The following is a 25118-nucleotide window of genomic DNA, read 5'->3' on the forward strand; positions in this document are numbered from 1 at the left end:
GCGCCGGCCCGCCGCCCCCGCCGGTGGGGGGGGTTCCTACGCCGCCGGCCCCTCCTACCCCCCCACGCTGGGGGAATGACGGCGGCCCGTGCCCCAGGACGCCTGGGGCACGGGCCGGAAGGGTGCACTCCGCACAGGTCACGTCGTCAGGTGGTCGAACTCCCCCGCCTTGACGCCGCACAGGAGTGCGCCGAGCGCGCCGGGCGAAGTGGAGAGGACGATGCCGGGGTCATCGCTCTCGCGGATCTGAACAGCTCCGTCGGCGACCGCTGCGACGTAGATGCAGTTGGCGGCGTCGCCACTGAACGAGGACTTCTGCCAGTTGTGGAAGGCCATACTCAGTCCTGTCTCAGATACGCTGCGCGACACGGCGGATGAGGTCGCGGGATGGATCGGGCTGGAGCGCGATCGTCTCCAAGCGGTCCATCACAGCCCGATACTTAATCAACTGCGGCTCAGTGTCGATGAACTCGGATCGATCTCCATCAACCTGGACACTGTCCAATCGTGCGACCTCGGCCTCGAAGTACACAATCCCGGCGCCAGAGCCGGGGTAGCTTCCGGTATCGAACGGAATCACCCGCAGGTCGATGTGAGGTTGCTCGCTTACGGTCAGCAGATACTCCAGTTGCTGACGAGCGACCTTCGGACCGCCGAAGCCTATGCGCAGAGCTGCCTCGTGGACGATCGCAGACAGCGGGACCGGCTGCTCGCCATGGAGCACTGCCTGCCGTTTGATTCGGTGGGAGACGAGGTGTTCCACTTCCGGTGGCGAGAGGGGTGGAACGACGTCCCGAAAGAGCGCGCGAGCGTGTTCCGGGGTCTGGAGGAGTCCGGGGATGTGAATCGCGGAGGCGATCCGCATCGCTTGCGCGTGATGCTCGAGTTCCGCCAGGTCGAGCGCTCCGGCCGGGAGGATCTCGCGGTACTCCTCCCACCAGCCACGCGTGCGGCCGCCAGTCATGTGCGTCAGTGCCTCGATCAGGGCGTCGTCCGCGCAACCGTAGAGACGCGCCAGGGTCCGTACGCGGTCCGCGCTCACCGGGTACCCGCCGGATTCGATGTTGCTGATGCGGGACTGCGGGGTGCCGTGCAGTTCCCCGGCTCGTGTGACCGAGAGTCCCGCCTGCTCGCGCAACCGGCGCAGCTCCGCGCCGAGTCGCCGCTGCCGGATGCTCGGCGGAGTCTTGCTGGGCGGCATCCGCTGTCTCCTCGCTCTCGACCGCCATCGTCGGCGCCCGTCACCCATGGGAGTGGTAGTGATACAGATTCCTCAAAGGCGGTGGACTACATACTACCGACTGGCTACTTTTGACTCTGCGTCATGGATGCCCGCTGCCGGCGGTGACAGCAGTGCGGCGTCCAACTCCCCTACATGTAGGAGACTTCCATGAGCGCTACGCCCTCGCCAAACTCCCGCCCGACCACGCTCCGCCCGCCGGTCGAACCGACCTTCGAGCAGGAGCTGTGCGGGCTCGTGCTCGACACCGCGCCCCGGCTGTTCGCCGTCGTCCAGGTGTGCGGCAACGACGCTGACGGGTGGGTCGCGGCCTGGGGGCTCGCCGACTCGGACGGCCGGAGCCACGTGATCAGTATCGATGGGCGGACGCGGATGACCCTCCCCTCGCCCGAGCGGGCCGTGCGCCACTTCTCCAGGCGGCCGGGCATCACCGCCCGACTGATCTGGCTCTCCCCGCCGGAGGCCGCCACCGTGAGCCATGCCGCTGCGGCCTGAACCTCCCCCCTACTCCCGCTCGACAAAGGCCAGCAGGCGCTCGTTGACCAGCTCGGGCTGCTCCAGGTTGAGTCCATGCCCGGCACGTTCCAGAATCTCCGCCCGCACGCCGGGGATCAGGCGGGTGACCCGCTCCACCACCTGGCGCGGCCGCAGCAGCGCACTGCGCCTACCCACCAGGACGAGCACCGGCAGCTCGATCGACGCCAACTCCTCGTCCGTGAACGGCCGGGCCGGCGGGCGGCCGCCCGGCTTGTAGCTCCGCATGGCGAGCATCAGCGGTGCGATCATCTCGCGCGGCGCGCTCAGTGCCGGGTTGGCCAGCAGCCGGCCGACGGCCGGGCGGAGCGGGCGCGGGGCGAGCAGGCCGAACAGGCCGCCGACCATGTGGGCGTAGAACCGCGCGGGGACCTTCTCGATCCCGCCCGGGTCGAGCGGCGTGACCGAGGCCAGCCGCTCGGGCGCGTGGATCGCCTGGTTGAGCGCCAGCCAGCCGCCGTACGACACCCCCACCAGGTGGACCCGCTCCAGCCCGAGGCCGGCCAGCACCTCCCCCAGCCAGGCCGCGTTCTCCTCCGACCCGGCCGCGACGGCGCGTTGCACGCTGCGACCCGGGTCGTCCAGGGTGTCGATCGCGTAGACGGGGTGCCGCTCGCCGAGCGCCGCGATCTGCGGGTACCAGTTGGACGGGTGCCCGGCGTGGCCGTGCAGCAGGACGATCGGCTCGCCGGTCGTCGCGCCGTAGCGGTGGACGTGGACGCTCCCGTACGCGGTCTCGACGTCGAGTTCCCGGCGCGGGCCCGGCCAGAGTTCCATCGCCCGGTCGTACGCCTCAAGGAACTTCGCCCGAGCCGGCTCGCTGACGAAGTGTCCGACGCTGGTCCTGGTCATGATCCCTCCCTGTTTGATGGTATGGTTGTACCACAAAAAGATCCGGAAGGAACCCGATGCCGAAGCTGGTGGATCACGAGGAGCGGCGGGCCCACATCATCGACGCCCTGCTCCGCTCGGCGGCGAACAGCGGCCTGCACTCCGTCACCATGCGGTCGGTGGCCATCGAGGCCGGCGTCTCGGTGCGCCTCGTGCAGTACTACTTCGACACCAAGGAGCAGTTGCTGCTCGCCGCCATGACCCGGCTGACGGCCCGCATGGGCGAACGCGTCCAGCGGCGCGTCCGCGCGATCGGCGCCACCGACCCGCACGGCATCATCGAAGCCGTCCTGCTCGAAGCCGTCCCCACCGACGAGGAGAGCCGGGCCTTCCACCTCATCCACACCGAGTACGCGGTGCTCTCCGTCACCGATCCGGCGCTCGGCGGGCCCCGGTTCCTCGCCGCGCCCAACGAGATGGAGGCCTTCCTCACCGCCCAGCTGACCGCCGCCCAACAGGCCGGAACCGCCGACCCGCAGCTGGACCCCCGCCAGGAGGCCGTCGTCCTCCTCGCCGTCTCCGCCGGCCTCGGCCTCAGCGTCCTGCTCGGCCAGCGAACGGCGGAGGCCGCCGCCACCGTCCTGCGCTACCACCTCGGGCGGCTCTTCCCCGGCTAGGAATCTGTCCGGTCGATCACGTGACTCACTAGACTCTCTCCTCATCCCGGAGGGGGTGGCTGAAGCAGTGATGACTCGTGAGTCGGCCCTTGCGATGGTGCAGAAGATCATGGATGGGGACTGCTACAACGACGCCGAGATCGACCGCACGCTGGAGGCACTGGACAGGGGTCTTGGCTGTCCGAGCGGCTACGTCAGCGACTTGATCTACTCGGCCGACGGGCCGGAGCCGACAGCGGCCGAGGTCGTCGAACTGGCCCTGGCCCACCGACCGTTCGCGCTGTGAGAACGACAACCGCTCGGACGTGCTTCAGCCAGTGCAGCGCATCGTCACGCGGGCGGGTGAGCCGACGGCCGACGCCCGTACGGGAACCGGTGCCGCTGACAGGATGGCGGCCATGTCGAACACCAGGCGCGTGAAGCCGCCCACCCGTTCCCGGACCGCCCCGGGAACGTCCGTCCACACGATCAAGGTCACCCTGTCCGGCTCCAAGCCCCCGATCTGGCGTCGCCTTCAGGTGCCGTCGGGCACGGATCTGCGGCGGCTGCACGACCTGGTCCAGGCCTCGTTCGGCTGGGAGGACTACCACATGTGGGCCTTCGAGACCGGGCGGGAACGGTACGGCGTCACCGATCGGGACCTGGGGATCCGCAACGCGACGGCGATGCGCCTCGACCAGATCGCCCCCGGCGTCGGCACGCGGTTCCGCTACATCTACGACTTCGGCGACAACTGGGAGCACGACATCCTCGTCGAGGCCGTAGGAGACGCCGAACCCGGTGTCTCCTACCCTCACTGCCTCACCGGCCGACGGGCCGGCCCGCCCGAGGACTGCGGCGGGATCTGGGGATACGAGTACCTCGTCGAGGTTCTCACCGACCCCGGCCTCGAAGAACACGAGGAACGACTCGAATGGCTCGGCCTCGACTCGGCCGACCAGTTCGACCCCGCCGCGTTCGACCCAGCCGAGATCAACACCGCCCTGGCCGACTACACGACCGTACTCGTCCACGACTGAAACCGGACCGCGCCCAGCCGATCGCGCCCCCACCCCCGCCGGGGGGGCGATCAAGACCCTCGCAGGATCAACGCGGTGCTGCACCGGTAGTGCTTTGTCAGGTCAGTGCTGGTCTTGGCCTGGGTCAAAGCACTACAGGAGCCTGACTCTTCGACGGGTTGGTCAGTGGACGACGAGCCGGTTCTGCTCTCCGTCGAAGATGTCAGCCAGGACGTCGGCCTCCCTCCGGTGCCCTTCGAAGAAACCCCGCCGGTCGACGTGCACGACCAGGATGTCGTGGCTGTCGATCACCTCGGAGATGCCCCGGGTCTCGATCGTGTCCGACCACGCGTTCAGATTCCGGCCGAACCACTCCGGCAGCCCGCAGGGCTCGCTCACCGCGTCCCAGAAGTCGTTCAGTGTCTCGATCCGCCGACCGCGCAGGTCGACTATCAGCTCGCTGTCCGTCATCCCAGCAGGGTAGCGAGCCGACTGCCGGCCAAGAGACACACTCCGACCGAGGAAGCCTCGAGAGTGCTACCGGCCGGCGGTGATCGACGGCTGCCCGACGGATGCCGGACCGACCCGGTCGACGCGGTCGTCAGAAGTAGCCGAAGAAGCGGTCCGACCAGGTGGGCCGCTGAATGTACGAGGGCAGTCGGCTCGGCCCGTCGTAGTCGCTCTCCAGCAGTTCCTCGGCAACCACGACATAGCCGAGTTCGACCAGCGCCCGGTTGACCCTGGCGAGGTCCGCGTCGTCCAGCTTGCCCTTGGCCTGGGCTTCCTCCGTCCCGAGGAAGACGCCCGGGTTGTCGGCGCAGACCAGCGCCAGTGAGCCGAACTTGCTGACGCAGACGACGATCCGGGTTCCGCAGACGGTCGCGTCCCCGGGAACGACGACACGTCCGTACTCGCTGGAGTCCTGGGCGTCCTGCTCAGCCGGGCAGGGAGCAGCGAAGTCGCCTTCGAGTCGAGCCACCAGAGCACCGAAGCGAACCGCGGTCCCGCGACGGTCGTAGCGCTGCGGCCACTCCAGCCACGCCGGATCATCGAGCTCGCGCAGCAGCGCCGGCAGGTCCGCTTCGCTCTCGGTCATGCGCTCATCCTGGCGTGGCAGCCGCCCCCGGAACAGTCCCGGGCACCGGCACACTCACCGCTCCCCGACCTCACCCGCTCAGATTCAGTAGCATCAGGGATTCCGATCATGAAGGAGTGCCGACCGCGTGAGACTCGTCAGCGACCCCGTGTACGGTGAAGTGGATCTGACGGCGTCGGCGGAGGAGCTGAACCGTCTGGCGGACGCGGTGGCCGAGGGCAAGGGGCTTCTCGGCTCGACCTCCTCGCCGGACGCCGACGCCCTGGCGGGGATCGAGGTGAAGGGGACCGCCGGCCCCGGTGTCCTTGTCCGTCTGGACTCCGAGCGGCAGTTCCTCGTGATCAGCGGTGACTCCGCCGGCCGGGCGGTACTCGCGGGCGACCTGCGCGGCATGGCCTCCGCCGAGGACGGCGGCCACCTCCACATCGACTACTTTCCCGGGCACTTCTACCTTGCCGAGGGTTCCCTGCCGCTGGTGGTCAACAGTCCGCACGGAGGCATGCCGACCCGCTGAACCGGCCGTTGGTTGTTCGTGGTGACCGAGGATCCGACCAGCGGGATGCCCGCCGGGGCGGTGGTCGCTTCGTCAGTCCTGGAGCCGGCCGAGCAGTCTCCTCCTGAGCGGCGGTAGCGGTCCCGGAGAAAATGGATTGCCTTGGGGGCGGCGCTCACGTTGGCTGGGCAGCATGGCTGAACTGCGTACCGATCGCCTCGTGCTCCGTCGATGGCAAGACTCCGACCTTGAACCGTGGGCGGCTATGAATGCCGATCCTGAGGTTCGGGAGCACTTGGGCGACCTGCTCACCCGTGAACGGAGCGATGCCTCCGTGGCGCGGTTCCAGGCCGAGTTCGACCGGCGAGGCTACGGATGGTGGGCGGTTCAAGTGCAGGCCACGGGCGAGTTCATCGGCTTCGCGGGCTTGGACCAGGTGGATGATGACATGCCGTTCACGGGGGTAGAGATCGGTTGGAGGCTCGCTCGCTCGGCCTGGGGCCAGGGTTACGCCACCGAGGCCGCCCTGGCCGGTCTTGCCTTCGGCTTCGAAACGCTTGAACTCCCCGAGATCCTTGCAGTGACGACCGCCACCAACATCCGTTCCCAAGCAGTGATGCGCCGGATCGGCATGACCCGCGACCCGGCCGACGATTTCGACGACCCCACCGCGCCCGAAGGGCCATTGCGTCCGAACGTGCTGTACCGAATCGCGCGTGGTGTGAGGGCCTGACGCGCTCCCTCCTGGTCGGTCGACCTGCGCACACGGACAGGCTCAGCCACCACACCCCCAACGGTCGCATCGGACGTCTCCGGACATCCAACTGCTCGAACCGCCGATCCGGCGAACCTTCCCGGTCAGTACGACTAGACCAAGGCCCCCTGCTCCGCGGGCCGGCGCGGGACGCCGTGGAACACCTGGCGCATGTGCCACTGCCGGTGGCGGTCGGCGACCGGGGGGCGGCCGGACTGGGGGCCGATGAGCGGGCGGCCGGAGAGCGCGAGCACGTGGCGGCGGCTGGCCTCGCTGCGGCCGAAGAAGCGGTCGGAGACCAGGATGCGATGGCCCTCGCCGAGGCCCAACACGCCCTTGTCGAAGAGCTTGTGGTGCAGTGAGCACAGGCACAGGCCGTTGTCGACCTCGTCCGGCCCGTCGTGCGACCACCAGCGCACGTGCGCGGCCTCCAGTCCGACCGGGCTCGCCCCGAGGGCGCCGTCGTAGCCGCAGAAGGCGCACTGGAACTCGTAGGCGGTGAGTATCAGTTCACGCATCCGCCGGTCGCGCTGCCGCCGGGCCGCGGCCTCGGGCCCGCCCACGGCCCCGGTCTCGGCCCGCTCCAGGTCGAGGCCGACCGCCTCGCAGAGGTCGGCGTGCAGGGACGTCGGGAAGTGGGCGTCCAGCAGCACCCGGGCCATCCGGCCCAGCAGGGCCGGCTCCTCGCCGAGCGCGGCCCGCAGCGCGGGGGCGAGCCTGCCGGCGGCCCCGCTCGCCCGGAGGACCCCGACCCCGCTGCCGGGGCTCCCCGGCCCCTGGTCGGTGCGGACCTCCCACACCCCGTCGCTGACCAGGTGGTGGAACGGGTAGGCGGGGGTCGTCGGACGCGGCGGGCCGTACTCGACGAGCAGCCGCTTCAGCTCCTCCTCGACCGCGCTGTACCGCAGTTCGCCGCCGGCGTCCCGCTGGTAGCCGCCGAGCGCGTAGAGCAGCAGCAGCGGCTTGTGCGGCGCACGCTCGCCGCCCTTCGTCCAGCGCCTCAGCCGCGCCACCCGATCGAGCCAGTCCATGTCGGCCAGCGTAGTTCGCGGCACGACGAAGGGATCACCCGGGCCGACGGGTCTGCCCCCGGCTCCCCGAGCCGGTCGAGGTCACTCCGGCCGGAATGCGCTGGCCTCGAGCGTGGCGGGTGAGCCACGATGCCCTCTCGTGCCGGTTGAACGGGGGAGAGTCATGGCTGAGGTGGCTCCGATGGATCTTGTCGTTCTCGCTGACGACGAGGGCAACGGCGTCGGCATCACGGTCCTGGGGCGGCACCCGCGATGGTCCGGCGGGCTTGCCGCCGAGATCGCCGTGGCGACGCCCTTCGTGAGTGGGCGCATCGACCTGGTGCTGTCGGCCTCGAAGTTGGAGGAGTGGGGCCTGGCCCTGGACAGGCTCGATGTCGGCCAGGACATCGAGTGGATCTAGATGGACAGCGGACCGTCCGTCTTCATCCAGCTCACCGGTGAGCGCGGGTGCCCCGAGGTGGTTGTCGAGGACGAGTCGGGCTCGATGGTCACCGTGCGGGTTCCGATCGACCTGCCGGAAGGGTGGATCGCGGACCACCGCGAACGCCTCCGGAACCTGCTGGACGCCTGGAGCCCGATCCCGTCAGTGTAGGGATGGCAACGGCCCGGCCTGCTGTCGGCCGGAGGCGAACTGGTCGTACTGGTCGTACTGGTCGAGGAGTTCGGACGTCGCGGCTTGGTCCGGCGCGACCTCCAGGGCTGCGGCGAGGTGGTGGCGCGGCGGGCGGGGCCGGGTCGAAGGATCGGTGGAATTTTTTTCCGGATCGACCGGATGCCAACCACCCAACGGCGGCAGGCATTGTCGGCATGCCATCCAAAAGTGCCCACGAGAGCGGCCCGTCCCGCAAAGTTCGGACTTGCGGGCTGGAACGGCGTCGAAATGTGGTGCGCTTCTTTCTGCGGCGATTTCACGAATTCGCAGGTGGAGATGTGTGCTCCGTAGACGAAACCATGGCTCTGACCTGCGGAGATCAGCAATAATTTATATCAATCTGCACTACTCCAACGGCCGGTACAGGACCGTCGCTTCGGAATCAGGAGGCGGTCCACACCCTGCCCGAGCGTGGGTATCCTCGTCACCGGACCCGCAGACGGGCATGAAATGGGCGCCGCTCCCTCGCCGGAACGGCGCCCGTATGCCTCATCGGGTTCGAAATCCGTTATCCGATCCGGAAGGCATTGCCATGCTCTCACAGGAAACACCCGCACCGACCCCGTCCCGGTCGCGGCGACTGCACCTGCGGGTGACCGCCGGCGGTCTCGGCAGCCTGGCGACGGCGGTCGACCTGGGCCTCGGGTGGCGTCTCGTCCGGGCCGGGATGGGCGCGCCCCAGGCCGGGGCGATCTGCTTCGGCCTCCTGGCCGTCCCAGCGTTGGTGGCGCTGACCGCCGTCCTGTGGTCCGCCGACCGACTGGAGGCCTCGCCCCGGAGCTGACCGGGCGAGGACGGTCCGGGCACCCAGTTAATTTACTGGGTGCTCTGACTGCCCTCGCCCGGAAGGGAGTTGTCACAGATCACGTGATCCGTGACCTACCCGGCCCGCCGCACCGCCGCGCCGCTGCTGCGCCGTGCGCCAGGCGGCGGTGACGGCCTGGTGGGCGGCGGCGGTGGCCTCGGGGATGTCGCCGGGCAGGTGGAGCGGGGCGCCGAGGTGGACGTGCAGGGCGGGGCGGCGTACGGGGGCGGTGGCGAGTCCGGCGAGCTGTTTGGCGGTGCCGCCCGAGCTGAGGCGGCGGGCGCCGCACTGGCCGAGCGGCACCACGGGGGCGCCGGTCGCCGCCGCGAGCCGGGCGAGGCCGGTGCGGAAGGCGCCCGGTTCCGCGTCGCGGGAGTCCCGGTGCTTGGGCAGGCCGCCCTCGCCGTAGATGAGGACGACCCGGCCGGCCGCGAGCGCCGCCGCGGCCGCGTCGAGGGCTTCGGCCGCCCGGGCCGTGCCGCGGTGGACGGGGATGTGCCCGCCGGAGCGCAGCACTCCGCCGAGCACCGGTACCCGCCACAGTCCGGCGGTCGCCATCACCACCGGCTCGGTGCCCAGGCGGCGCAGCGCGGCCAGCACCACGCCGGGGTCGGCGGCCGAGGTGTGGTTGGCCGCGACGACGCTGCCCGGGACGACCGGGCCCGGCGTCTCGGAGGTGACGGACAGGCGCCCGAGGACGGGCACCAGGGCGGCGGCGATCCGGCTGAGCATGGCGGGCCCTCCGTGGCCTCCGGCGTCGTGGGACCGCCATCGTCCCGGCACACCGGCCCCGCCCGCCTGAGTAGCGGTACTCAAACGGGACCGGGTGCCGGCCGCCGGGTCAGCCGCGCTGTACGGTGACCCGGTCCACGGCGGTGCCGTCCTCGGTGAGCGAACGCACCTCCATCCGGGCGGGCCTGCCCGCGACGGCGGGGGTCACGTCGACCGCCACCAGGCAGTAGCCGGTGTACCGGACCCTGGACCAGGTGACCTTGACGGTCTGGTTGTGGCCGCTCCGGTCGGAGACCACCATCGGCACGGGCTTGTCGTTGGCGCTCTCGTGCCCGAGGTAGGTGTCGGCGGCGGGGAAGGAGTAGAGCCCGCCGCCACCGCCGCCCGCGACGACGTAGGTGGTGCCGTCCTTGACCGGGTCGACGGTGTCGCCGGAGGCGACCTTGCGGGTGGGCTTGCCGGCCCGGATGGGGTCGGTCCGCTCGTAGACGTGGTTGTGGCCGCTGAGCACCAGGTCCACCTGGTACTTGTCGAACAGCGGGGCCCAGTCCTGCTGCGCACCGAGCTCGGCCCCGTTGTCGTGGCAGGTGGAGTACGTGCACTGGTGCAGGTAGACGACGATGAAGTCGATGCCGGTGTCGGCGCGGAGCGCGGCGAGCCGGCTCTCCAGCCACTTCTTCTGCTTGCCCTTGGTGTAGTCGAGGTTGGCGGGGGTGTTGTAGCAGACGTCGTTGCCGTCGAGGCTGATCAGGCCGACGTTCTGGTAGCGCCAGGAGTAGATGCCGGTGGACTGGCTCCAGGCGTTGTCGGGCGTGGTGAAGCGGGCGCGCATGCCGCCGTAGCCGTCGGTCCCGTACCAGGGCTCCATCTCGTGGTTGCCGATCGCCGGCATCCACGGGGTCCGCGCGGCGACGGGTTCGTTCTGCACGAAGAAGGAGTCCCACAGGCGGGCGTCGTACGCGTCGCTGGTCTTGCCGCTGCCGCCGGCGTTGGCGTAGGAGAGGTCGCCCATGTGGAGGTGGAAGGCGGGGTCGAGGCCGGCGATCAGGTTTCCGGTGGCCGCCGCGTTGTACCCGATGCCCTGGTCGCCGAAGGCGGTGAAGGTGAATCCGGCGCCGCGGCCGGGGGCGGGCGCGGTGCGGAAGCTCGCCACGTCGCCGAGCCGGGCGCCCTGGCCGGCCGGGTCGTAGCCCTGGTGGCCGACGACGTAGTAGTAGGTGGTGTCCGGGATCAGCTGGTCCAGCCGCGCGTGCAGGTAGTACTGGGTGACGGTGGTGGGCTTGACGAGGGGCTGGTCCTCGACCGGCTTCTGCCAGGAGAGCTTGCTGACCAGGGTGCGGACCTCGGCGGCGATCGGGGCGCCGTAGTCGCCGGGCTGGACGCCGATGCGGACGAACGGCGCGGTCACCGCGTCCGGCACCTGCCAGGAGACGACGACCTGCTGGGACGGGTCGGCCCCGTAGGCGAGGTGCCGGCCGAAGGGCCGCAGCGCGGACCCGGCGGTCCGCTCGCCCCGGGGCGCGGGGACGGTCGGGGCGGCGGGGGAGGTCGGGGTGACGGGGAGGGTCGGGGTGGCGAGGGCGGTCGGGCGCGGGGCCGCCAGGGCGGTGCCCGGCAGCAGCAGGCCGCCGGCCGCGAGGGCAGCTCCGCCCGCCGCGCCGGCTCGGAGGAGGTCGCGCCGGGAGTGCCGTGGGGTCTCGGTCTCGGACATGACATCAAGTTAGGAAACTTCCCTAACCTTTGACAAGAGGTCCGGCATCACCGGACGTGTTTTCGATTCCCTTTCGCGGTAGGCGAGTTGGCGCGACAGCGAGGGCCCGCCGCGCACCGGGCGGCGCGGCGGGCCCTCGACGACGGGTGCGCTACCGGCGGGCGCCGGCGACCGACCGGCCCTGCGAGCCCTCGCCCTGGGAGTCCTCACCCTGGTCGTCGTCGCCCCAGCCGTCGCTGCGGTCGCGGTACAGGGTGAAGCGGTCGTACAGCACCGGCGTCGGGAGCGGGGCGGCGGCGGTGGCCGGGACGGAGTGGTAGTAGCTGACGGTGATGGCGGTCCGGCCGCCGGGCACCGCCCCCGGGTCGACGTCGAAGACCGCGACGCCGTAGGGGTAGCGGGTGTCCGGGTCGGTGACGGCGGACCAGTGGGCCTTCTCCTTGGCGTCCGGGTCGGCCTTGTAGGTGAGGCGCTGGGTGCGGACGGTGGCCTCGCGGACGCCGTCGGCGTCGGCGGGCAGGTAGACGTCGTCGTGCCCGGCGGTGCCACCGCCGCCGAGGATCAGGTGGACGGTGCCCTGCGAGGTGTCGATCTGCCGCAGGTCGTCGTCGGCGACGGCCGGCGTGAGCAGGCCGCCCGGGGCGGTGCCGCGCACCGGGTGGGTGCGCTCGTAGTCGTGGTCGTGGCCGGCCAGCACGAGGTCGACGCTGTGGCGGTCGAGCAGCGGCAGCAGCTTCTCCCGGATGCCCATGTCGCCGCCGTGGCTCTGGGCGGAGGAGGACATCGCGAACTGGTGCAGGTAGACCACGATCCAGTCCACCGAGCTGCCGCCCCGGGCCCGCGACAACAGCCGGTCCAGCCAGCGGAGTTGGGCGCCGTCGCTGTACCCGCTGATGTAGATCGACTGCCCGGTGGCCGGGTCGATGCTGGCGTCGTCCTCGACCGCGATCTCGTTGCCGTCCAGGCTGACGAAGAGCACCGAGCCGATCTGGAAGCCGTACCAGGTGCCGCAGTGGTCACGCGTGCCGTTGTCCGGCAGTTCGAAGCGGGTCAGGTAGGAGGCGTAGCCGAGCTCCCCGCCACCCGCCTCGACCTCGTGGTTCCCGGGTGTGGGCATCCACGGGCGGTGGGCGGCCGATCCGGACATGTTGTTCATGAACGCGTTCCAGGCCTGCGGCTGGCGCTGCGGGTTGTTGTTGGCGTACGCGAGGTCGCCGTTGAGCAGGTGGAACAGCGGGTCGAACCCCTCGACCTGACGGACCGCCGCCGCGCCGTGGATGGAGGACTTGCTGAACACGTTGTCGCCGGTGCCGAGGTCGCCGAAGCTGGTGAAGCGGAACGCGGCCCGACCGGGCGCGGGAGCGGTGCGGAAGGTGCCGCGGACCGGCTGGGCGCCGTCGTGCAGCACCTCGTAGACGTACGTCGTGTCGGGCCGCAGGCCGTCCAGGCGGGCGTGGTGGGTGAAGGTCTCGACCTTGTTGAGGCCGTCCACGTAGCTGCGGCTGCGCGCGTGCACCGTCCGGCCGGCGCCTTCGCGCGGGGTGCCGATCCGCACCCGGGGACGGTTCACGGACGCCGCCGTCGCCCAGGAGACCGTCATCTCGCGGGAGGGCTCGTCGCCCCACTGGAGGTGCACCTGCTCCGGGCCGGGCGTACCGGCCACCGCCGGCTGGGTCCACAGCAGGGTGGACGCGGGCAGTGCGGCGAGCGCACCGGCCGCCGCACCGGTGCGAAGGACCGTCCTTCGAGACGTACGGGATGTGCGGGAAGTACGAGAGGGTTGTGCCGCCACTGCCGCCTCCTGGGCTCGGGGAAACGCCGAGGAGGCTCCCAGCCGCACCGCACGGCCGGGTCACGCCCAGCCGTGCGGACGGCGAACGGCAGCCGAACGGCGGGTGGCCGGGAACCCTCGGTGCACGACCTTGTCCCCGGTCGGCCGGGCGGCGCGGGAGCCCCGAGGTCGCGGCACGCGGGCCGGGGCCGCGACGACGGCTGTCGGCGCCGGAAGCGGGCGGCAGGCGCACCAGCGGCGAGGTGACGAGGCACCAAAGCGACGAAACGGCAAGGCGACGAGGAGTACGGCCGGTCGGCCGCCGACCACCGGGGTGGCCCCGGGCCGCCGTGCGGGTGACCCGTCGGACGTGTCGTCCACGGAACGCACCGTCCGGCGTGCATGGGTGGGAGTGCGCCGCCCCCGTGGACGGCGCCGGTCTTGTCCCCGAGTCTGAGAGCCGCCCATGCCTCCCACCGTTCGCCTGCGCCGCATCGTCCCGACCGCGCTCTGCGCCCTCACCGTGGCCCTCGCCGCCCCCGCGGCCCACGCCGCGCCGCCAGGCCGCGACAGCCGGTCCGACCCCGGGAGGGAGGGCGGCGGCTCGTACGACTGGGACCGCGTGGCGGCCTGCGAGAGCAGCGGAAACTGGCGCATCAACAGCGGCAACGGCTACTACGGCGGCCTCCAGTTCGACCAGCCCACCTGGCGGGAGAACGGCGGCCTCGGCTACGCCCCGCGCGCCGACCTCGCCACCCGCGAGCAGCAGATCGCCGTCGCCCAGCTCCTGGCCGAACGTCGCGGCCTCTCCCCCTGGCCCGTGTGCGGCGCCCGCGCCACCCACGGCCAGGGCCGCGACAACGCCCCGCCGCCCCCGGCCCACGCCCACACCCACACCCACGCCGCCCCGGTCGAGTCCGAGGACGGCACCTGGACGGTCCGCGAGAACGACACCCTCGCCGACCTCGCCGAGTCCCTGCGCGTCCCCGGCGGCTGGCCGGCGCTCTACGAGCTCAACCGCGACGCGGTCGGCGAGGACCCGGACCTCATCCATCCCGGACTGGTCCTCGAACTCCCCTCCTAGGACCGGTCGAACCCGACCGCCGCCCGCGCCCGCCCAGGCGCGGGCGGCGGTCCGTCGTTCCGCCCCGGACACGCCGCCGGCCCGTCCGCTCACCAGGAGCGGACGGGCCGGGGCGTTACGGGCTTTGCAGCAGAAGCGGGCCGTCAGCCGACGTGGACGCGCGGGCGGCGCGAGCGGTCCGGCTCGGCCTCGCGCAGCACCTCGCGGGTGACGGGTGCGACCTCGCCCTGTCCGAACAGGAAGAACCGCAGGAACTGGGCGAAGGGGCTGCCCTCGGTCCACTCGAAGTAGAGGTGCGGCTGCTGCCCGGTGCGGTCCCGGATGTTGAGCGCCAGCGCGGCGAGCGCGTTCGGGATGCTGGAGCTCTCCAGGGTGAGCACCCGGTAGCGGCCGTGCAGCACCTCGCCGCGCACGGTCAGCGCGGCCTCGAAGTCGGAGGCGTCGCGGACGGTCACCTCGACGAAGACCAGGTCGTCCTCGCCGGGGATGTCGTTGTCGGCGCGGATCTGGTGGATCTTGTCGCGGTACTCGGCGAGGTCCCGGCTGTTCGGCTCGTTGGCGATCAGCCGCAGCGGCCGGTGGGCGTAGTCCCTGATGAAACGTTCCGCCACGTCGTCCAGGGCGACGCTGGTGACACGCAGCTCGAAGGCGCGGCGCAGCCGGGAGAGCAGCGAGACCAGGACGATCCCGGCGATGAAGCAGGCGCCGATCTTCAGGCCGTCCGGCCGCTCCAGGCAGTTCAGCACGGTGGTGTAGAGGAAGATCGCCGCGATGACCGCGAAGGCGACCGTCCAGCCGCGCTCGCGCTTCTTGTGCGCGGCGATGGTCACCGCGATGGCGGCGGAGCTGATCAGCACCAGCACGCCGGTCGCGTACGCGCCGCCCTGGGCGTCCACGTCGGCGTCGAAGATCCAGGTGACCAGGAAGCCGATCAGGGTCAGCACGATCACCATCGGCCGCACCGCGCGGGCCCAGTGCGGGGCCATGCCGTAGCGCGGCAGGTAGCGGGGCAGCAGGTTGAGCATGCCCGCCATGGCGGAGGCGCCGGCGAACCAGAGGATCGCGATGGTGGAGAGGTCGTAGACGCTGCCGAAGGCGCCGCCGAGGTACTCGTGGGCCAGGTACGCCAGGGCACGGCCGTTGGCGTCGCCGCCGGCCTTGAACTGGTCGGCCGGGATGAGCAGCGTGGTGATGAAGCTGGTGGCGATCAGGAAGCAGCTCATGATCACGGCGGCGGTGGTCAGCAGCTTGCGGGTGCCGCGGATCCGGCCCGCCGGGTTCGCCTCGGTGTCGTCGGGGTCGCCCTTGATGTGCGGCATCACGGCGACGCCGGTCTCGAAGCCGGACAGGCCGAGCGCCAGCTTCGGGAAGGTCACCAGGGCCACGCCGACCATGACGATCGGGTTGCCGTGCTGGGCGGTCAGCGCGTCCGTCCAGTCGGTGACCACGTGCGGCGCCGAGACGATCTTCCAGAGGCCGACGGCCACCACGACCACGTTCAGCACCAGGTACGTCCCGACCAGGAAGACCGCCAGGCCGATCGCCTCGCTGAAGCCCTTGAGGAAGACCGCGCCGAGCAGGGCCACCAGGACCAGCGTGATCACCACCTGCTTGCCGCCGAGGAAGCCGGTCAGGTGCGGGTTCTCCACCAGGTGCGCGCTCGCGTCGGCGGCGGACAGCGTGATGGTGATCAGGAAGTCCGTGGCCGCGAAGCCGAGCAGCGCGAGGACGAACAGCTTGCCCTTCCAGAACGACAGCAGCCGCTCCAGCATCGCGATCGAGCCCTCGCCGCGCGGGCTTTCCTTGGCCACCCGCCGGTAGACCGGCAGCGCGCCCAGCAGGGTGACCACCACCAGCACGATGGTGGCGATCGGCGACAGCACGCCCGCGGCCAGGGCGGCGATGCCCGGCTGGTAGCCGAGCGTCGAGAAGTAGTCCAGGCCGGTCAGGCACATCACCCGCCACCAGCGCTGGCCGGCGGGCGTGCCGTGCGCGGCGGAGTCCCCCGCCGCCGCGCCCCCGGTCGGCGCCTCCGGGGCGCCCTCGTCGGCGGACTGCCGCGCGGGCTTCTCCGCGGTCACGTCCTCCAGCAGCCAGCTGCGGAGGCGTATTCGCGCCGACGGCGCGTCCGACTCCGCCGTCTCCGTCGAACCCGACGAAACCACCTTGCACCTCTTGTTTAAAGACCCCGTAAAAACGCCGTCGGGCGACGGCAGTGCGTCAGGCTATGCGACCGGCGTTAAGGATCCGCTACCGGGCCGCGTTAAGAAATCGTCATGACGCCGCAGGTCGGTGCCGGTGGCACGCCGGAGTGCGCCGGGTGCCGGAGACGGCGGGACCCCGAACCGCCGGAGCGGTTCGGGGTCCTTTCAGGGTGGAACCCGGGCACTTTCGCGCGGGGGGGGGGGAGTCCGCGATCAGGCCCGGTAGCCGAGGACGGTCATCATGCCCGTCTCCGCGTGGTAGACGTTGTGGCAGTGCACCATCCACAGGCCCGGGTTGTCGGCGTCGAAGTCGACGGCCAGGGTCGTGCCCGGCAGCACCACCGCGGTGTCCTTGCGCGGGCCGTCCCCGGGCAGCGCGAAACTGTGACCGTGCAGGTGGACGGGGTGCCACATGGCGGTGCTGTTGCGGAACTCCAGCCGCACCCGCTCGCCCGCCGCCACCGGGTAGCGCTGCGCCGGGTCGTACCGGCGGCCGTTGAACGCCCAGTCGGCCTTCGCCATCCCGCCGGTGAGCTCCAGCCTCACCGTGCGGTCCGGCGTCTTGGCCGGCAGCTGGACGTCCGGGGCGGCCCTGAGCTGCCCCGCGGTGACCAGCCGGCCGTCCAGCTCGGCCGGGCGGACGGCGGCGTCGGGCGCGGCGCCGCCGCCGGTGCGCAGCACGGCCAGGGCGGTGGCGTTCTTGCCCTCGGCCAGCGCGGTCAGCGGGAAGGCGCCGTCCTTGGCGGTCACCAGCACGTCGTAGCGCTCGCCCATGCCGAGCAGCAGCGCCTGGGTGGTGGCCGGTTCGACCGGGAAGCCGTCGGTGTGGGTGACGGTCAGCTCGTGGCCGCCGAGGGCGACCCGGTAGGCGGTGTCGCCGCCCGCGTTGACCAGCCGGATCCGGATCCGGTCGCCGGGCTTGGCGGTGAAGGTCTCGGGCGCGGTCGCGAGCCGGCCGTTGACCAGGTGGAACGGGTACGCGACGTCACCGGCGTCGCCTCCCAGCAGCGGGCTCTGAGCGCCCATCAGCATCCGGGACGGGCCGGCGGCGTTCGGGGTGCCGCCCGGGGCGCCCGGGGTGCTCCCCGCGCCGGGCATCCCCGCCATGTCGTGGCCGGAGCCGCCCGAGTGGTCCATCCCGCCCATGCCCCGGGCGAGTTCGGCGAGGACGGCGTCCGGGGTGCTGCCGTCGACGCCGTCCACCCAGTCGTCCAGGACGACGACCCACTCCTTGTCGTAGGCCAGCGGCTCCCTGGGGTCCTCGACGATCAGCGGGGCGTACAGGCCGCGGTCCTGCTGGACGCCGGAGTGCGGGTGGAACCAGTACGTGCCCGGGTGGGCGAGCGCGAAGCGGTACTCGAAGGAGGCGCCGGGCCGGACGTCGGCCTGGGTCACGCCGGGCACGCCGTCCATGTCGTTGCGCAGCGCGAGGCCGTGCCAGTGCAGCGTGGTGGGCTGCGGCAGGTGGTTGGCGAGGGTGACGGCGAGCGTGTCGCCGAGGGTGGCGCGCACCTCCTGGCCGGGCAGGCGGTCGCCGTACGCCCAGCTGCGGACGGTGCGGCCGCCGAGGTCCAGGGTGGTCTCGGTGGCGGTGAGCGCGACCTTCCGCTCCGGGCCGGGGTTGCGCCGGGCCTCGGCGGCGGCGACCTCGGGGCCGTTCGGGGCGAGGTAGCCGGCCGGGGCGGCGGCTCCGGTCGTGCCGCTCGTGGGGCCGTGGTCCATGGACCCGTGGTCCATGCCCTTCATGGAGCCGGAGGAGCAGGCGGTGAGCAGGCCGGTCCCGGCGGCGGCGAGCGCGGCGCCGAGGACGGTACGACGGGTGGGTGTGCGCATGGCGGAGTGCACCTCGTGCGGTGTGTGGGTGTGCAGGACGTCGCGTCGGCCGTTCCGTGCGCGGGCGCTGCGGGGCGCGAGCGGGCGCGTGGACGTGCGCGCGGGCGCTCCAGAGCGGGCGCGGGCACGGGACGGCGGGCGCGCGGCTACTGGCGCAGCACCGAAAGTCTGGTGAGGAGTATCCGCCCGCCCCCGGGCGGGGGCAGCGCGCGGACGGCCCGCAGCAGTCGGGCCCGCACCTCGGCGGCGGCGTCGCCGCTGCGGCGCAGCAGCGGGCCGGCGAGGAGCAGCACCAGGGTCCAGCCCGCCAGGACGGCGAGGCAGACCGCCATCGGGTCCATGCCGCCGGCGATGGTCGGGTCGACGGCGGAGGCGGCCGAGATGGCGGGGTCGACGGCGGAGGCGGCCTCCATGGGCGTGGCGGCCGGGCCGTGGTGGACGGCGGCCGCGGGGTGCACCGGGTGCACGGCCGAGGCGTGCGTCCCCGCTCCCTCGTACCCGCCGGAACCACCGTGCCCGCCGTACCCGCCGGAACCACCGTGCCCACCGCCCGGATGGCCGAGCGTGTGCATCGTCACGATGCCGAACAGCAGCGCGGCGAGCAGCAGCAGGCGCGGCGCCCACGGCACCGGCGGACCGAACGGCCGTGACCGCACCATCCTCCGCCTCCTGTCCCCAGCCGCCGCCATGTACCCCGGCAGGGTATCCCGGCCGCACACCGCGGACCGAGCCGGGGCGCACCCCCGCGGGGGTCTACTCCGGCCCCAGCACTGCGGCCGCCACGTGCTCGCGGAACCAGCGGTGCCCCGGATCGGCCGAGTTGCGCGGGTGCCAGGCCATCCCCAGCTCCAGCGGGGCGAGTTCCAGCGGGATCGGGAAGGTGCGCAGGCCCAGCGCGGCGACGGTGTCCGGCAGCCAGTCCTCGGGGACGAGGGTGACCAGGTCGCTGTCCCGGGCGAGCAGCATCGCGCCGGTGTGGCTGGGCACGATGACCGCCACCCGGCGCCGGAGCCCGAGGTCAGCGAGCCCGGCGTCGATCGGGCCGAGCCGTTTGCCGCGCCGGGAGACGCCGATGTGGTCGGCGGCGGCGAACCGGCGGGCGGTGATCCGGCGGCCGTCGAACAGCGGATGGCCCGCCCGGGCGAGGCCGACCAGGGGAACGCGGAGGAGCTGCCGGGTGCGGACCTCCGTGTCCAGGTGGCCGAGCACGCCCAGTTCGACGTCCACCAGCCCCTGCCGCAGCGCCGGCCCGTCCTCCAGCGCCTCCGGCAGGAAGACCACGTCCACCCGCGGGGCCTCCGCCCGGACCCGCTCGACGAGGGCGCCCGCCGTCCGTACCAGCATCAGTTCACCGGCCTGCAGCGTGAAGGTCCGGTCGAGGTGGACGGGGTCGAAGCCGGCGCCGGGGCGCAGCACGCTGTCGCAGCCGCGCAGCAACGCGCCGACCTCCTCCCGCAGTTCGAGCGCCCGCGGGGTCGGGACGAGGCCCTGCCCGGCGCGCACCAGCAGCGGGTCCTCGACGGCGCGGCGCAGCCGGGCCAGCATCCGGCTGACGGCCGCCGGCGAGGTGCCGAGCCGCTCGGCGGCGCGGGTCACGCTGTTCTCCTGGAGCAGGGCGTCCAGCGCCCGCAGCAGGTTGAGATCCATCGGCCGTCCGCTCCTGACCTGGGTCTTTGCATTCCGGGCAACTATCCGATGCCGATCCTTGCATGGCTCCCGCCGCGGCTGCCGACGACAGTGGAAACGACCGCGAAACCGCGAAGCCCTCCCCGAGGAGTCCTCATGTCGCAGCCCTCCCGTACCGACCGCACCGAGCGTGCCGACCGCTCCGACCGCACCGACCGCACCGGCGACGTCCTCGCCGTCGTCAGCCAGAGCGGCTCGAACATCCTGTTCTTCGACGCCGCCACCGACCGGCACCTCGACACCGTCCGGGTCCTCGCCCAACCGCACGAGCTCTGCTTCGACCCGACCCGGCGGCTGCTCTGGTGCACCAGCGCCTACCACTCGGGCTACTACGGCGCCAACAGCGGCCGCCGCACCGAGGTGACCGTCATCGACGCCGACACCCGGCGGGTCGTCGACGTGGTCGACCTCGCCCCCGAACACGGCCCGCACGGACTGGCCCTGGACACCGCCCGCGGCCGGCTGTACGTCAGCGTGGAGGGCGGCCCGGACCGGCCCGGCGGCGTCGTGGTCATCGACACCGGGACCCGCCGCCCGATCGGCCGGATCGACACCGAGGCGCCCGGTCCGCACTGGTTCGCCATCACCCCGGACGGCCGGACCGGCTTCGCCACCAACAAGGAGGCACCCTTCGTCTCGGTCGTCGACCTCGACCGGGGCGTGCTGACCGCCAAGGTCGAGGTCCCCGGCAGCGAGGGCCTGGCCGTCTCCCCGGACGGCACCCGGGTCTACGCCGCCGGCCCGTACTTCTCGACCACCGCCACGCCCGCCCCGACCCCCGGCATCCGCGTCATCGACGTCGCGACCGCCTCCGTCACGGAGGTCCTCCCGACGGACTCCCCCGCCCTGCCGGTCCACCTCACCCCGACCGGCAGGCTGCTGGCCGGCGAGGTGCGCAGCGTCCCCGAGGCCGGCTCCCCCCTGGGGCGCCAACTCCCCGGCCGTCTCACGGTCTTCGCCGCCGACGGCCACCAGCGGCTCGGCTCCGTCGAGGTGGGCCTTTTCCCGCTCACCGTCACCTCCTCCCCCGACGGCCGGCTCGCCTACGTCTCCTGCGCCGTCTCCTCCACCGTCGACGTCATCGACCTGGAGGCGCTGGAGCCGGTGGCCCGGCTGGAGGTCCCCCGGCTCGGCGAGGCGGGCGCGCACGGCCTGGCATACCTGCCCCGCCCCGCCTGAACCCCGGGACGGACCACGGGAGTTCGAGGACCAGGGACTACGAGGCGGCTGTCAGGATGCGGCCGTCGGCGCCCACGGTCAGGTCGAGGCGCACCGCCGGCTGCCCGGCGGCCGTACCCTCGCGGCGGTAACCAAGCGTGCGGGCAGCACCGTTCGGGCCGGCGGGGGTGACGGTCGGGGTCAGACCGGCGATCCGGTCGGCGAACCAGGTGTCGGCGAAGGCCCGGCCGGCGGCGACGACCTGCTCCGGGGTGAGGGTGGGCGAGCCGGCCGCGTCGGCGGAGGGTGTGGCGGCGGCGACGGCGAGCAGACGGCCGCTGGGCTGCTCGATCCGGAGGTCGCCGCGGTCGGTGCTGACGTCCATGATCTGCTGGGTGAGCCCGGGGTCGGCGGTGGTCGTGGTGGTGTCCACCAGCGTGCGCGGGCCGAACACGCCCTCCGCCACCCGCTGCGCCGTCGCGATGTCGTCGGACGGCGGGGCGAAGAGGCCCGGCGAGTCCCGGTACGTCCGGATCCCGAAGTGGACCACCAGCCCCGCCCCCGCCAGCCCGACGGCGCCCAGCACCAGCCCGTGGACCAGGTCCCGGCGCAGCCGGGGCAGCCCGCGCCGCCGAACCAGCAGCCAGCCGGCGGCGAGCAGCGTCCCCAGCAGCGCGCCGGCCGCGTTGTCGACGAAGTCCGCAGCGTCGCAGGCGCGTCCGGTCCCGAGCAGGGTCTGGACGACCTCGGTGACGGCGGACAGCACCGCGCAGCCCGCGAGCACGGTGACCGGCCGTCGGAAGAGCAGCACGCCGAAGAACGCCAGTGGCAGGTAGAGCGCGATGTTCATCAGCCCCTGCTGCGCCGTCGCGTCGGCCCACATGCCGGGCCCGATCGTGCAACTCGGCGGCCCCGAGTACCCGGTGGCCGTCGGTGTCAGCGTCACCGCCAGCTCGCCCGCCAGGCTCAGTCCCCACAGCACCGCCGTCGGGACCGCCATGCCTCTCCGGCGGGCCCACCGGGCGGTGCCGAGGGCGAGCGCCGACCCGAGGACGGCGAACACGAGCAGGAGGGCGGGGACGGCCGAGTAGCTTGCTTCGATCATCAGGTCTTCCGGGTCAAGGGTAGGCAAAGGAACGCTACCCCAGTCGTGGCACCGGCCTGCTCCGGCCCCGGACCCACCCTCAGGTCCCTCGCGAGACCGAGCCGTCCACGCGAGGGACCTGCACGTATTCCCTCCCGGGGGCGGCCGCCGGCTGTCCGCATCGCGGAACGCGGGACGGCGGCGGGCTGACACCTTCCGCCTGACCGAAACCTGCCAAGTCGACTGCCGCGCAGCTCATCCGGGGTCGGCGCGACGTCCCCTTCCTGGCCCGAAGCTGCCACGCGTTTGGTGTCACCCTGAACCCGTGTGAGCGCGCCGGGGCCCGTGCGAATCTTGGGACCACCGAGGCCGCGGACGAACGAGAGCGGCCCGAAACCCCCCAGGATTCGGAGGACTTCCCCATGTTCACCTCCGCGCGTTCCCGCGGCCCCGTACGCCGGACGACGACCGGGCTCACCACCGCGCCGGTCGCCCCGCTTCCCTTCCGCCCGCTCCCGCAGGCCTTCCCGGCCGCGGTGGGCAGCGGCTTCTCCTGGGGCTGACCGGCCGGTTCCCCCAGAGCTCCCAGGACTTCCGGTGCACCTCGTCGGCGTGCTGCTGACCGCCGCGACAGGCGGGTCGGCGGGCGCCCGGCCGACCGTCGGGGCCGTGCTCTCGGCCCTGGACAGCGTCACGTCCGCCCGCGACGGCGTCGAGCACCTCCACGTCCACATCACCCCCCGGGGTGTCCGGTTGACCTTCTACCTCGCCGGCTGCGACCTGACCGACGCCGTCGGCCGCGCCATCGCGATCGCCCACCGGGCCGTCGCCGGCCCGACGGCGCTCGCCCGGTTCGCCGTCGCGGACTTCAACGTGCTCGACCGGCCCGCCGGCCCGCGGCGCGACACCCACTGACGGCCGCTGACGACCGCTCACGGCCACTCACGCCCGTCCACGACCGCCGACAGGGCCCACGGACGGCCACTGACGCCCGCCCGGACGGCACCGCGGCCGCTCCCCCAACGGTGGCTCCCCCCACGGCCGTTGCCTCTCCCCGGCCGCCTCCTCCTGAAGTCGCTCGACCGCCATTGGAGACTCATGCGCATCACATCCGTCGGCCACGCCGGCCTGCTCGTGGAGACCAGTGCCGGGCGCATCCTCTGCGACCCCTGGTTCAATCCGGCGTTCTTCGCCTCGTGGTTCCCGTTCCCCGACAACGAGGCGATGGACACCGCCCAACTGCACACCGCGGAGTACCTGTACGTCTCCCACCTCCACCACGACCACTTCGACGCCGAGTGGCTGCGGACCCGGATGTCCAAGGACACCGTGGTGCTGCTGCCGGACTACCCGGTCCGCGACCTGCGGACGTCCCTGGAGGACCTCGGCTTCCGCCACTTCGTCCAGACCCGGGACCTCGAACCGACGCAACTGGACGGCGGCGTCCAGGTGATGGTCAACGCGCTCACCTCGCCGACCGACGGCCCGATCGGCGACTCCGCTATCCTCATCGACGACAACGGCACCCGGATCCTCAACCAGAACGACGCCCGCCCGGTCGACGAGCCCCGGATCAGGTCCTTCGGGCCGCTCGCCGGGCACTTCCTCCAGTACTCCGGGGCGATCTGGTACCCGATGGTGTACGACTTCCCCGCCCGGATGAAGCAGACCGTCGGCCGCCGCAAGCGCCGCAACGGCATGGCCCGCGCCCTGAACTACGTCGAGCAGTACGGCGCCGAGCACGTCTTCCCGTTCGCCGGGCCGCCCTGCTTCCTGGACGAGGAGCTCTTCCACCTCAACGACCTGGACGGCGACGACGCCAACATCTTCCCCGACCAGTGGGTCTTCCTCGACTTCCTCCGCGAGCGCGGGGTGACCAACACCCACCTCCTCCTGCCGGGCACCGTGGCCGAGTTGGGCCCGGACCGCAGCTGCCGGCTGGAGCAGGTCGACGAGCGGACGGTCGCCCGGATCCGCGACGACCGCACCGGCTACCTGCGCGAGTACCAGGCCCGCCGGGCCGACCGGATCCGCGCGGAGAAGGCCGGCTGGCCGACCACCCGCACCGACCTGCTGGCCGGCCTGCGGGAGTGGGTGGAGCCGCTGCTGCAGTACGCCGACCGCACCTGCGAGGGCATCAACGGCCGGGTCCTGGTCGAGGTGGTGGACACCCCGGACGCGACCGGAGCCGAGGAGGGGGCCGACGGCGGGACCGGAGCCGGGGCCGCACCCGCCGAGCAGATCCTGTTCGACTTCCTGGACCGCCGGGTGGCCCGCTGGGCGGGCGAGGAGTGCCGCTACCGCTTCGAGCTGCCCCGGCCGCTGGTGGAGCGGATGGTCGCCGAGCGCTGCCCCGACTGGGCGAACGAGCTGTTCCTGTCCTGCCGCTTCAAGGCCGCCCGCAAGGGACCTTTCAACGAGTTCGTGACCACCTTCTTCGCCTCTCTCTCGACCGAGCGGATGGCCTATGTCGAGGGCTACTACGCGGAGTTGAGCCAGACCGAGGAGCGCGCCCGGGCCGGCGACCACGTCGTCCAGCGGCTCTGCCCCCACCTCAAGGCGGACCTGGTCCGGTTCGGCTCCCACCGGGACGGCATCCTCACCTGCCGCCTGCACGACTGGGAGTTCGACCTGGCCACCGGCCGCTGCCTGACCAGTGACGACCGGAAGATCATCAGCGAGGCGCGGGTCAACCCGTCCGACGATGACCCGGACCTGCCCGAGATCCCCGCGGCCTGAACAGG

The 25118-nt window shown here is 72.3% G+C and carries 26 protein-coding genes and 1 pseudogene; 13 read left to right on the top strand and 14 right to left on the bottom strand.

Translation table 11 applies throughout. The features are described 5' to 3' along the window. Nucleotides 1-138: 138 nt before the first annotated feature. Both ACLWS4_RS14040 and ACLWS4_RS14045 read right to left on the bottom strand, forming a co-directional pair. On the bottom strand, nucleotides 139-336 hold the full coding sequence (locus ACLWS4_RS14040) for a DUF397 domain-containing protein (RefSeq protein ID WP_375874809.1): 198 nt from the start codon (nucleotides 334-336) through the stop codon (nucleotides 139-141). Between the two features lie 13 nt (nucleotides 337-349). Beyond that, a complete protein-coding gene (locus ACLWS4_RS14045; RefSeq protein ID WP_416874266.1) occupies nucleotides 350-1201 on the bottom strand; it encodes a helix-turn-helix domain-containing protein in 852 nt (283 codons plus the stop codon). 189 nt (nucleotides 1202-1390) lie between these two features. On the opposite strand from ACLWS4_RS14045, the gene ACLWS4_RS14050 reads away from it, so the two are divergent. After that, nucleotides 1391-1735 carry a hypothetical protein gene (locus tag ACLWS4_RS14050; protein ID WP_416874267.1) on the top strand — a complete coding sequence of 115 codons (345 nt, stop codon included), beginning with the start codon at nucleotides 1391-1393 and terminating at the stop codon, nucleotides 1733-1735. A gap of 9 nt (nucleotides 1736-1744) precedes the next feature. On the opposite strand, the gene ACLWS4_RS14055 is transcribed toward ACLWS4_RS14050, so the two are convergent. Next, a complete protein-coding gene (locus tag ACLWS4_RS14055; protein WP_416874268.1) occupies nucleotides 1745-2626 on the bottom strand; it encodes an alpha/beta fold hydrolase in 882 nt (293 codons plus the stop codon). A gap of 56 nt (nucleotides 2627-2682) precedes the next feature. On the opposite strand from ACLWS4_RS14055, the gene ACLWS4_RS14060 reads away from it, so the two are divergent. From ACLWS4_RS14060 to ACLWS4_RS14070, 3 genes are all read left to right on the top strand, one after another. Continuing rightward, a complete protein-coding gene (locus tag ACLWS4_RS14060) occupies nucleotides 2683-3282 on the top strand; it encodes a TetR/AcrR family transcriptional regulator (RefSeq protein WP_416874269.1) in 600 nt (199 codons plus the stop codon). A gap of 109 nt (nucleotides 3283-3391) precedes the next feature. Continuing rightward, a complete protein-coding gene (locus ACLWS4_RS14065; RefSeq protein WP_416874270.1) occupies nucleotides 3392-3568 on the top strand; it encodes an e9imm peptide in 177 nt (58 codons plus the stop codon). 112 nt (nucleotides 3569-3680) lie between these two features. After that, the gene (locus tag ACLWS4_RS14070) at nucleotides 3681-4301 is read left to right on the top strand and encodes a plasmid pRiA4b ORF-3 family protein (protein WP_416874271.1); all 621 of its coding nucleotides are present in this window, start codon (nucleotides 3681-3683) and stop codon (nucleotides 4299-4301) included. Between the two features lie 162 nt (nucleotides 4302-4463). Here the strand turns inward: ACLWS4_RS14070 and ACLWS4_RS14075 are convergent, their stop codons facing one another. Both ACLWS4_RS14075 and ACLWS4_RS14080 read right to left on the bottom strand, forming a co-directional pair. Then, a complete protein-coding gene (locus ACLWS4_RS14075) occupies nucleotides 4464-4751 on the bottom strand; it encodes a barstar family protein (protein WP_380742932.1) in 288 nt (95 codons plus the stop codon). Between the two features lie 130 nt (nucleotides 4752-4881). Next, nucleotides 4882-5376 (bottom strand): hypothetical protein, encoded by a 495-nt coding sequence (locus ACLWS4_RS14080; protein WP_416874272.1) that lies wholly within the window; start codon nucleotides 5374-5376, stop codon nucleotides 4882-4884. Nucleotides 5377-5503: 127 nt separating this feature from the next. On the opposite strand from ACLWS4_RS14080, the gene ACLWS4_RS14085 reads away from it, so the two are divergent. Together ACLWS4_RS14085 and ACLWS4_RS14090 are read left to right on the top strand one after the other, a co-directional pair. After that, entirely contained in the window at nucleotides 5504-5890 is a 387-nt protein-coding gene (locus tag ACLWS4_RS14085) for a hypothetical protein (RefSeq protein WP_416874273.1), read from the top strand. A gap of 172 nt (nucleotides 5891-6062) precedes the next feature. Then, nucleotides 6063-6602, top strand: coding sequence for a GNAT family N-acetyltransferase (locus ACLWS4_RS14090; protein ID WP_049650069.1), 540 nt, complete (start codon nucleotides 6063-6065; stop codon nucleotides 6600-6602). A 134-nt stretch (nucleotides 6603-6736) separates the two neighbouring features. Here ACLWS4_RS14090 and ACLWS4_RS14095 read toward each other — a convergent pair whose 3' ends face one another. After that, nucleotides 6737-7654 carry a phosphorothioated DNA-binding restriction endonuclease gene (locus ACLWS4_RS14095; RefSeq protein WP_416874274.1) on the bottom strand — a complete coding sequence of 306 codons (918 nt, stop codon included), beginning with the start codon at nucleotides 7652-7654 and terminating at the stop codon, nucleotides 6737-6739. Nucleotides 7655-7835: 181 nt separating this feature from the next. Between ACLWS4_RS14095 and ACLWS4_RS14100 the strand changes: the two are divergent. Both ACLWS4_RS14100 and ACLWS4_RS14105 read left to right on the top strand, forming a co-directional pair. After that, nucleotides 7836-8246, top strand: a pseudogene (locus ACLWS4_RS14100) (DUF5959 family protein). A 592-nt stretch (nucleotides 8247-8838) separates the two neighbouring features. Next, on the top strand, nucleotides 8839-9090 hold the full coding sequence (locus ACLWS4_RS14105) for a hypothetical protein (protein ID WP_375874798.1): 252 nt from the start codon (nucleotides 8839-8841) through the stop codon (nucleotides 9088-9090). A gap of 72 nt (nucleotides 9091-9162) precedes the next feature. Here ACLWS4_RS14105 and ACLWS4_RS14110 read toward each other — a convergent pair whose 3' ends face one another. The 3 genes from ACLWS4_RS14110 to ACLWS4_RS14120 all read right to left on the bottom strand — a co-directional run bounded on the left by ACLWS4_RS14110 (nucleotide 9163) and on the right by ACLWS4_RS14120 (nucleotide 13217). Continuing rightward, nucleotides 9163-9843: a lysophospholipid acyltransferase family protein gene (locus ACLWS4_RS14110; protein WP_416874275.1), complete on the bottom strand. Its 681-nt coding sequence runs from the start codon at nucleotides 9841-9843 to the stop codon at nucleotides 9163-9165. A gap of 109 nt (nucleotides 9844-9952) precedes the next feature. Next, complete coding sequence (locus tag ACLWS4_RS14115; protein WP_117487049.1) at nucleotides 9953-11554, bottom strand: purple acid phosphatase family protein; 1602 nt, start codon at nucleotides 11552-11554, stop codon at nucleotides 9953-9955. Between the two features lie 151 nt (nucleotides 11555-11705). Then, nucleotides 11706-13217 (bottom strand): purple acid phosphatase family protein, encoded by a 1512-nt coding sequence (locus ACLWS4_RS14120; protein ID WP_416874276.1) that lies wholly within the window; start codon nucleotides 13215-13217, stop codon nucleotides 11706-11708. 574 nt (nucleotides 13218-13791) lie between these two features. On the opposite strand from ACLWS4_RS14120, the gene ACLWS4_RS14125 reads away from it, so the two are divergent. Beyond that, entirely contained in the window at nucleotides 13792-14409 is a 618-nt protein-coding gene (locus ACLWS4_RS14125; protein ID WP_117487051.1) for a transglycosylase family protein, read from the top strand. A 143-nt stretch (nucleotides 14410-14552) separates the two neighbouring features. On the opposite strand, the gene ACLWS4_RS14130 is transcribed toward ACLWS4_RS14125, so the two are convergent. From ACLWS4_RS14130 to ACLWS4_RS14145, 4 genes are all read right to left on the bottom strand, one after another. Then, nucleotides 14553-16574 (bottom strand): amino acid transporter, encoded by a 2022-nt coding sequence (locus ACLWS4_RS14130; protein WP_375877115.1) that lies wholly within the window; start codon nucleotides 16572-16574, stop codon nucleotides 14553-14555. 252 nt (nucleotides 16575-16826) lie between these two features. Further along, nucleotides 16827-18446 carry a multicopper oxidase family protein gene (locus tag ACLWS4_RS14135; protein ID WP_416874277.1) on the bottom strand — a complete coding sequence of 540 codons (1620 nt, stop codon included), beginning with the start codon at nucleotides 18444-18446 and terminating at the stop codon, nucleotides 16827-16829. A gap of 146 nt (nucleotides 18447-18592) precedes the next feature. Further along, nucleotides 18593-19105, bottom strand: a complete 513-nt coding sequence (locus tag ACLWS4_RS14140) for a hypothetical protein (protein WP_416874278.1) — start codon at nucleotides 19103-19105, stop codon at nucleotides 18593-18595. A 94-nt stretch (nucleotides 19106-19199) separates the two neighbouring features. Continuing rightward, nucleotides 19200-20093, bottom strand: a complete 894-nt coding sequence (locus tag ACLWS4_RS14145) for a LysR family transcriptional regulator (RefSeq protein WP_117487055.1) — start codon at nucleotides 20091-20093, stop codon at nucleotides 19200-19202. Nucleotides 20094-20228: 135 nt separating this feature from the next. Between ACLWS4_RS14145 and ACLWS4_RS14150 the strand changes: the two genes are divergently transcribed. After that, nucleotides 20229-21311, top strand: coding sequence for a YncE family protein (locus tag ACLWS4_RS14150; RefSeq protein WP_416874279.1), 1083 nt, complete (start codon nucleotides 20229-20231; stop codon nucleotides 21309-21311). Nucleotides 21312-21348: 37 nt separating this feature from the next. Here ACLWS4_RS14150 and ACLWS4_RS14155 read toward each other — a convergent pair whose 3' ends face one another. Next, complete coding sequence (locus ACLWS4_RS14155; RefSeq protein WP_416874280.1) at nucleotides 21349-22395, bottom strand: VanZ family protein; 1047 nt, start codon at nucleotides 22393-22395, stop codon at nucleotides 21349-21351. A 401-nt stretch (nucleotides 22396-22796) separates the two neighbouring features. On the opposite strand from ACLWS4_RS14155, the gene ACLWS4_RS14160 reads away from it, so the two are divergent. From ACLWS4_RS14160 to ACLWS4_RS14170, 3 genes are all read left to right on the top strand, one after another. Further along, nucleotides 22797-22937, top strand: a complete 141-nt coding sequence (locus tag ACLWS4_RS14160) for a hypothetical protein (RefSeq protein ID WP_158077701.1) — start codon at nucleotides 22797-22799, stop codon at nucleotides 22935-22937. Nucleotides 22938-22971: 34 nt separating this feature from the next. Further along, nucleotides 22972-23289 carry a hypothetical protein gene (locus tag ACLWS4_RS14165; protein ID WP_074002493.1) on the top strand — a complete coding sequence of 106 codons (318 nt, stop codon included), beginning with the start codon at nucleotides 22972-22974 and terminating at the stop codon, nucleotides 23287-23289. A 183-nt stretch (nucleotides 23290-23472) separates the two neighbouring features. Then, nucleotides 23473-25113: a Rieske 2Fe-2S domain-containing protein gene (locus ACLWS4_RS14170; protein ID WP_416874281.1), complete on the top strand. Its 1641-nt coding sequence runs from the start codon at nucleotides 23473-23475 to the stop codon at nucleotides 25111-25113. Nucleotides 25114-25118 lie beyond the last annotated feature (5 nt).

Origin of the sequence: Kitasatospora sp. SC0581 (genome assembly GCF_048159585.1) — a bacterium.
In the GTDB taxonomy this organism is placed as follows: domain Bacteria; phylum Actinomycetota; class Actinomycetes; order Streptomycetales; family Streptomycetaceae; genus Kitasatospora.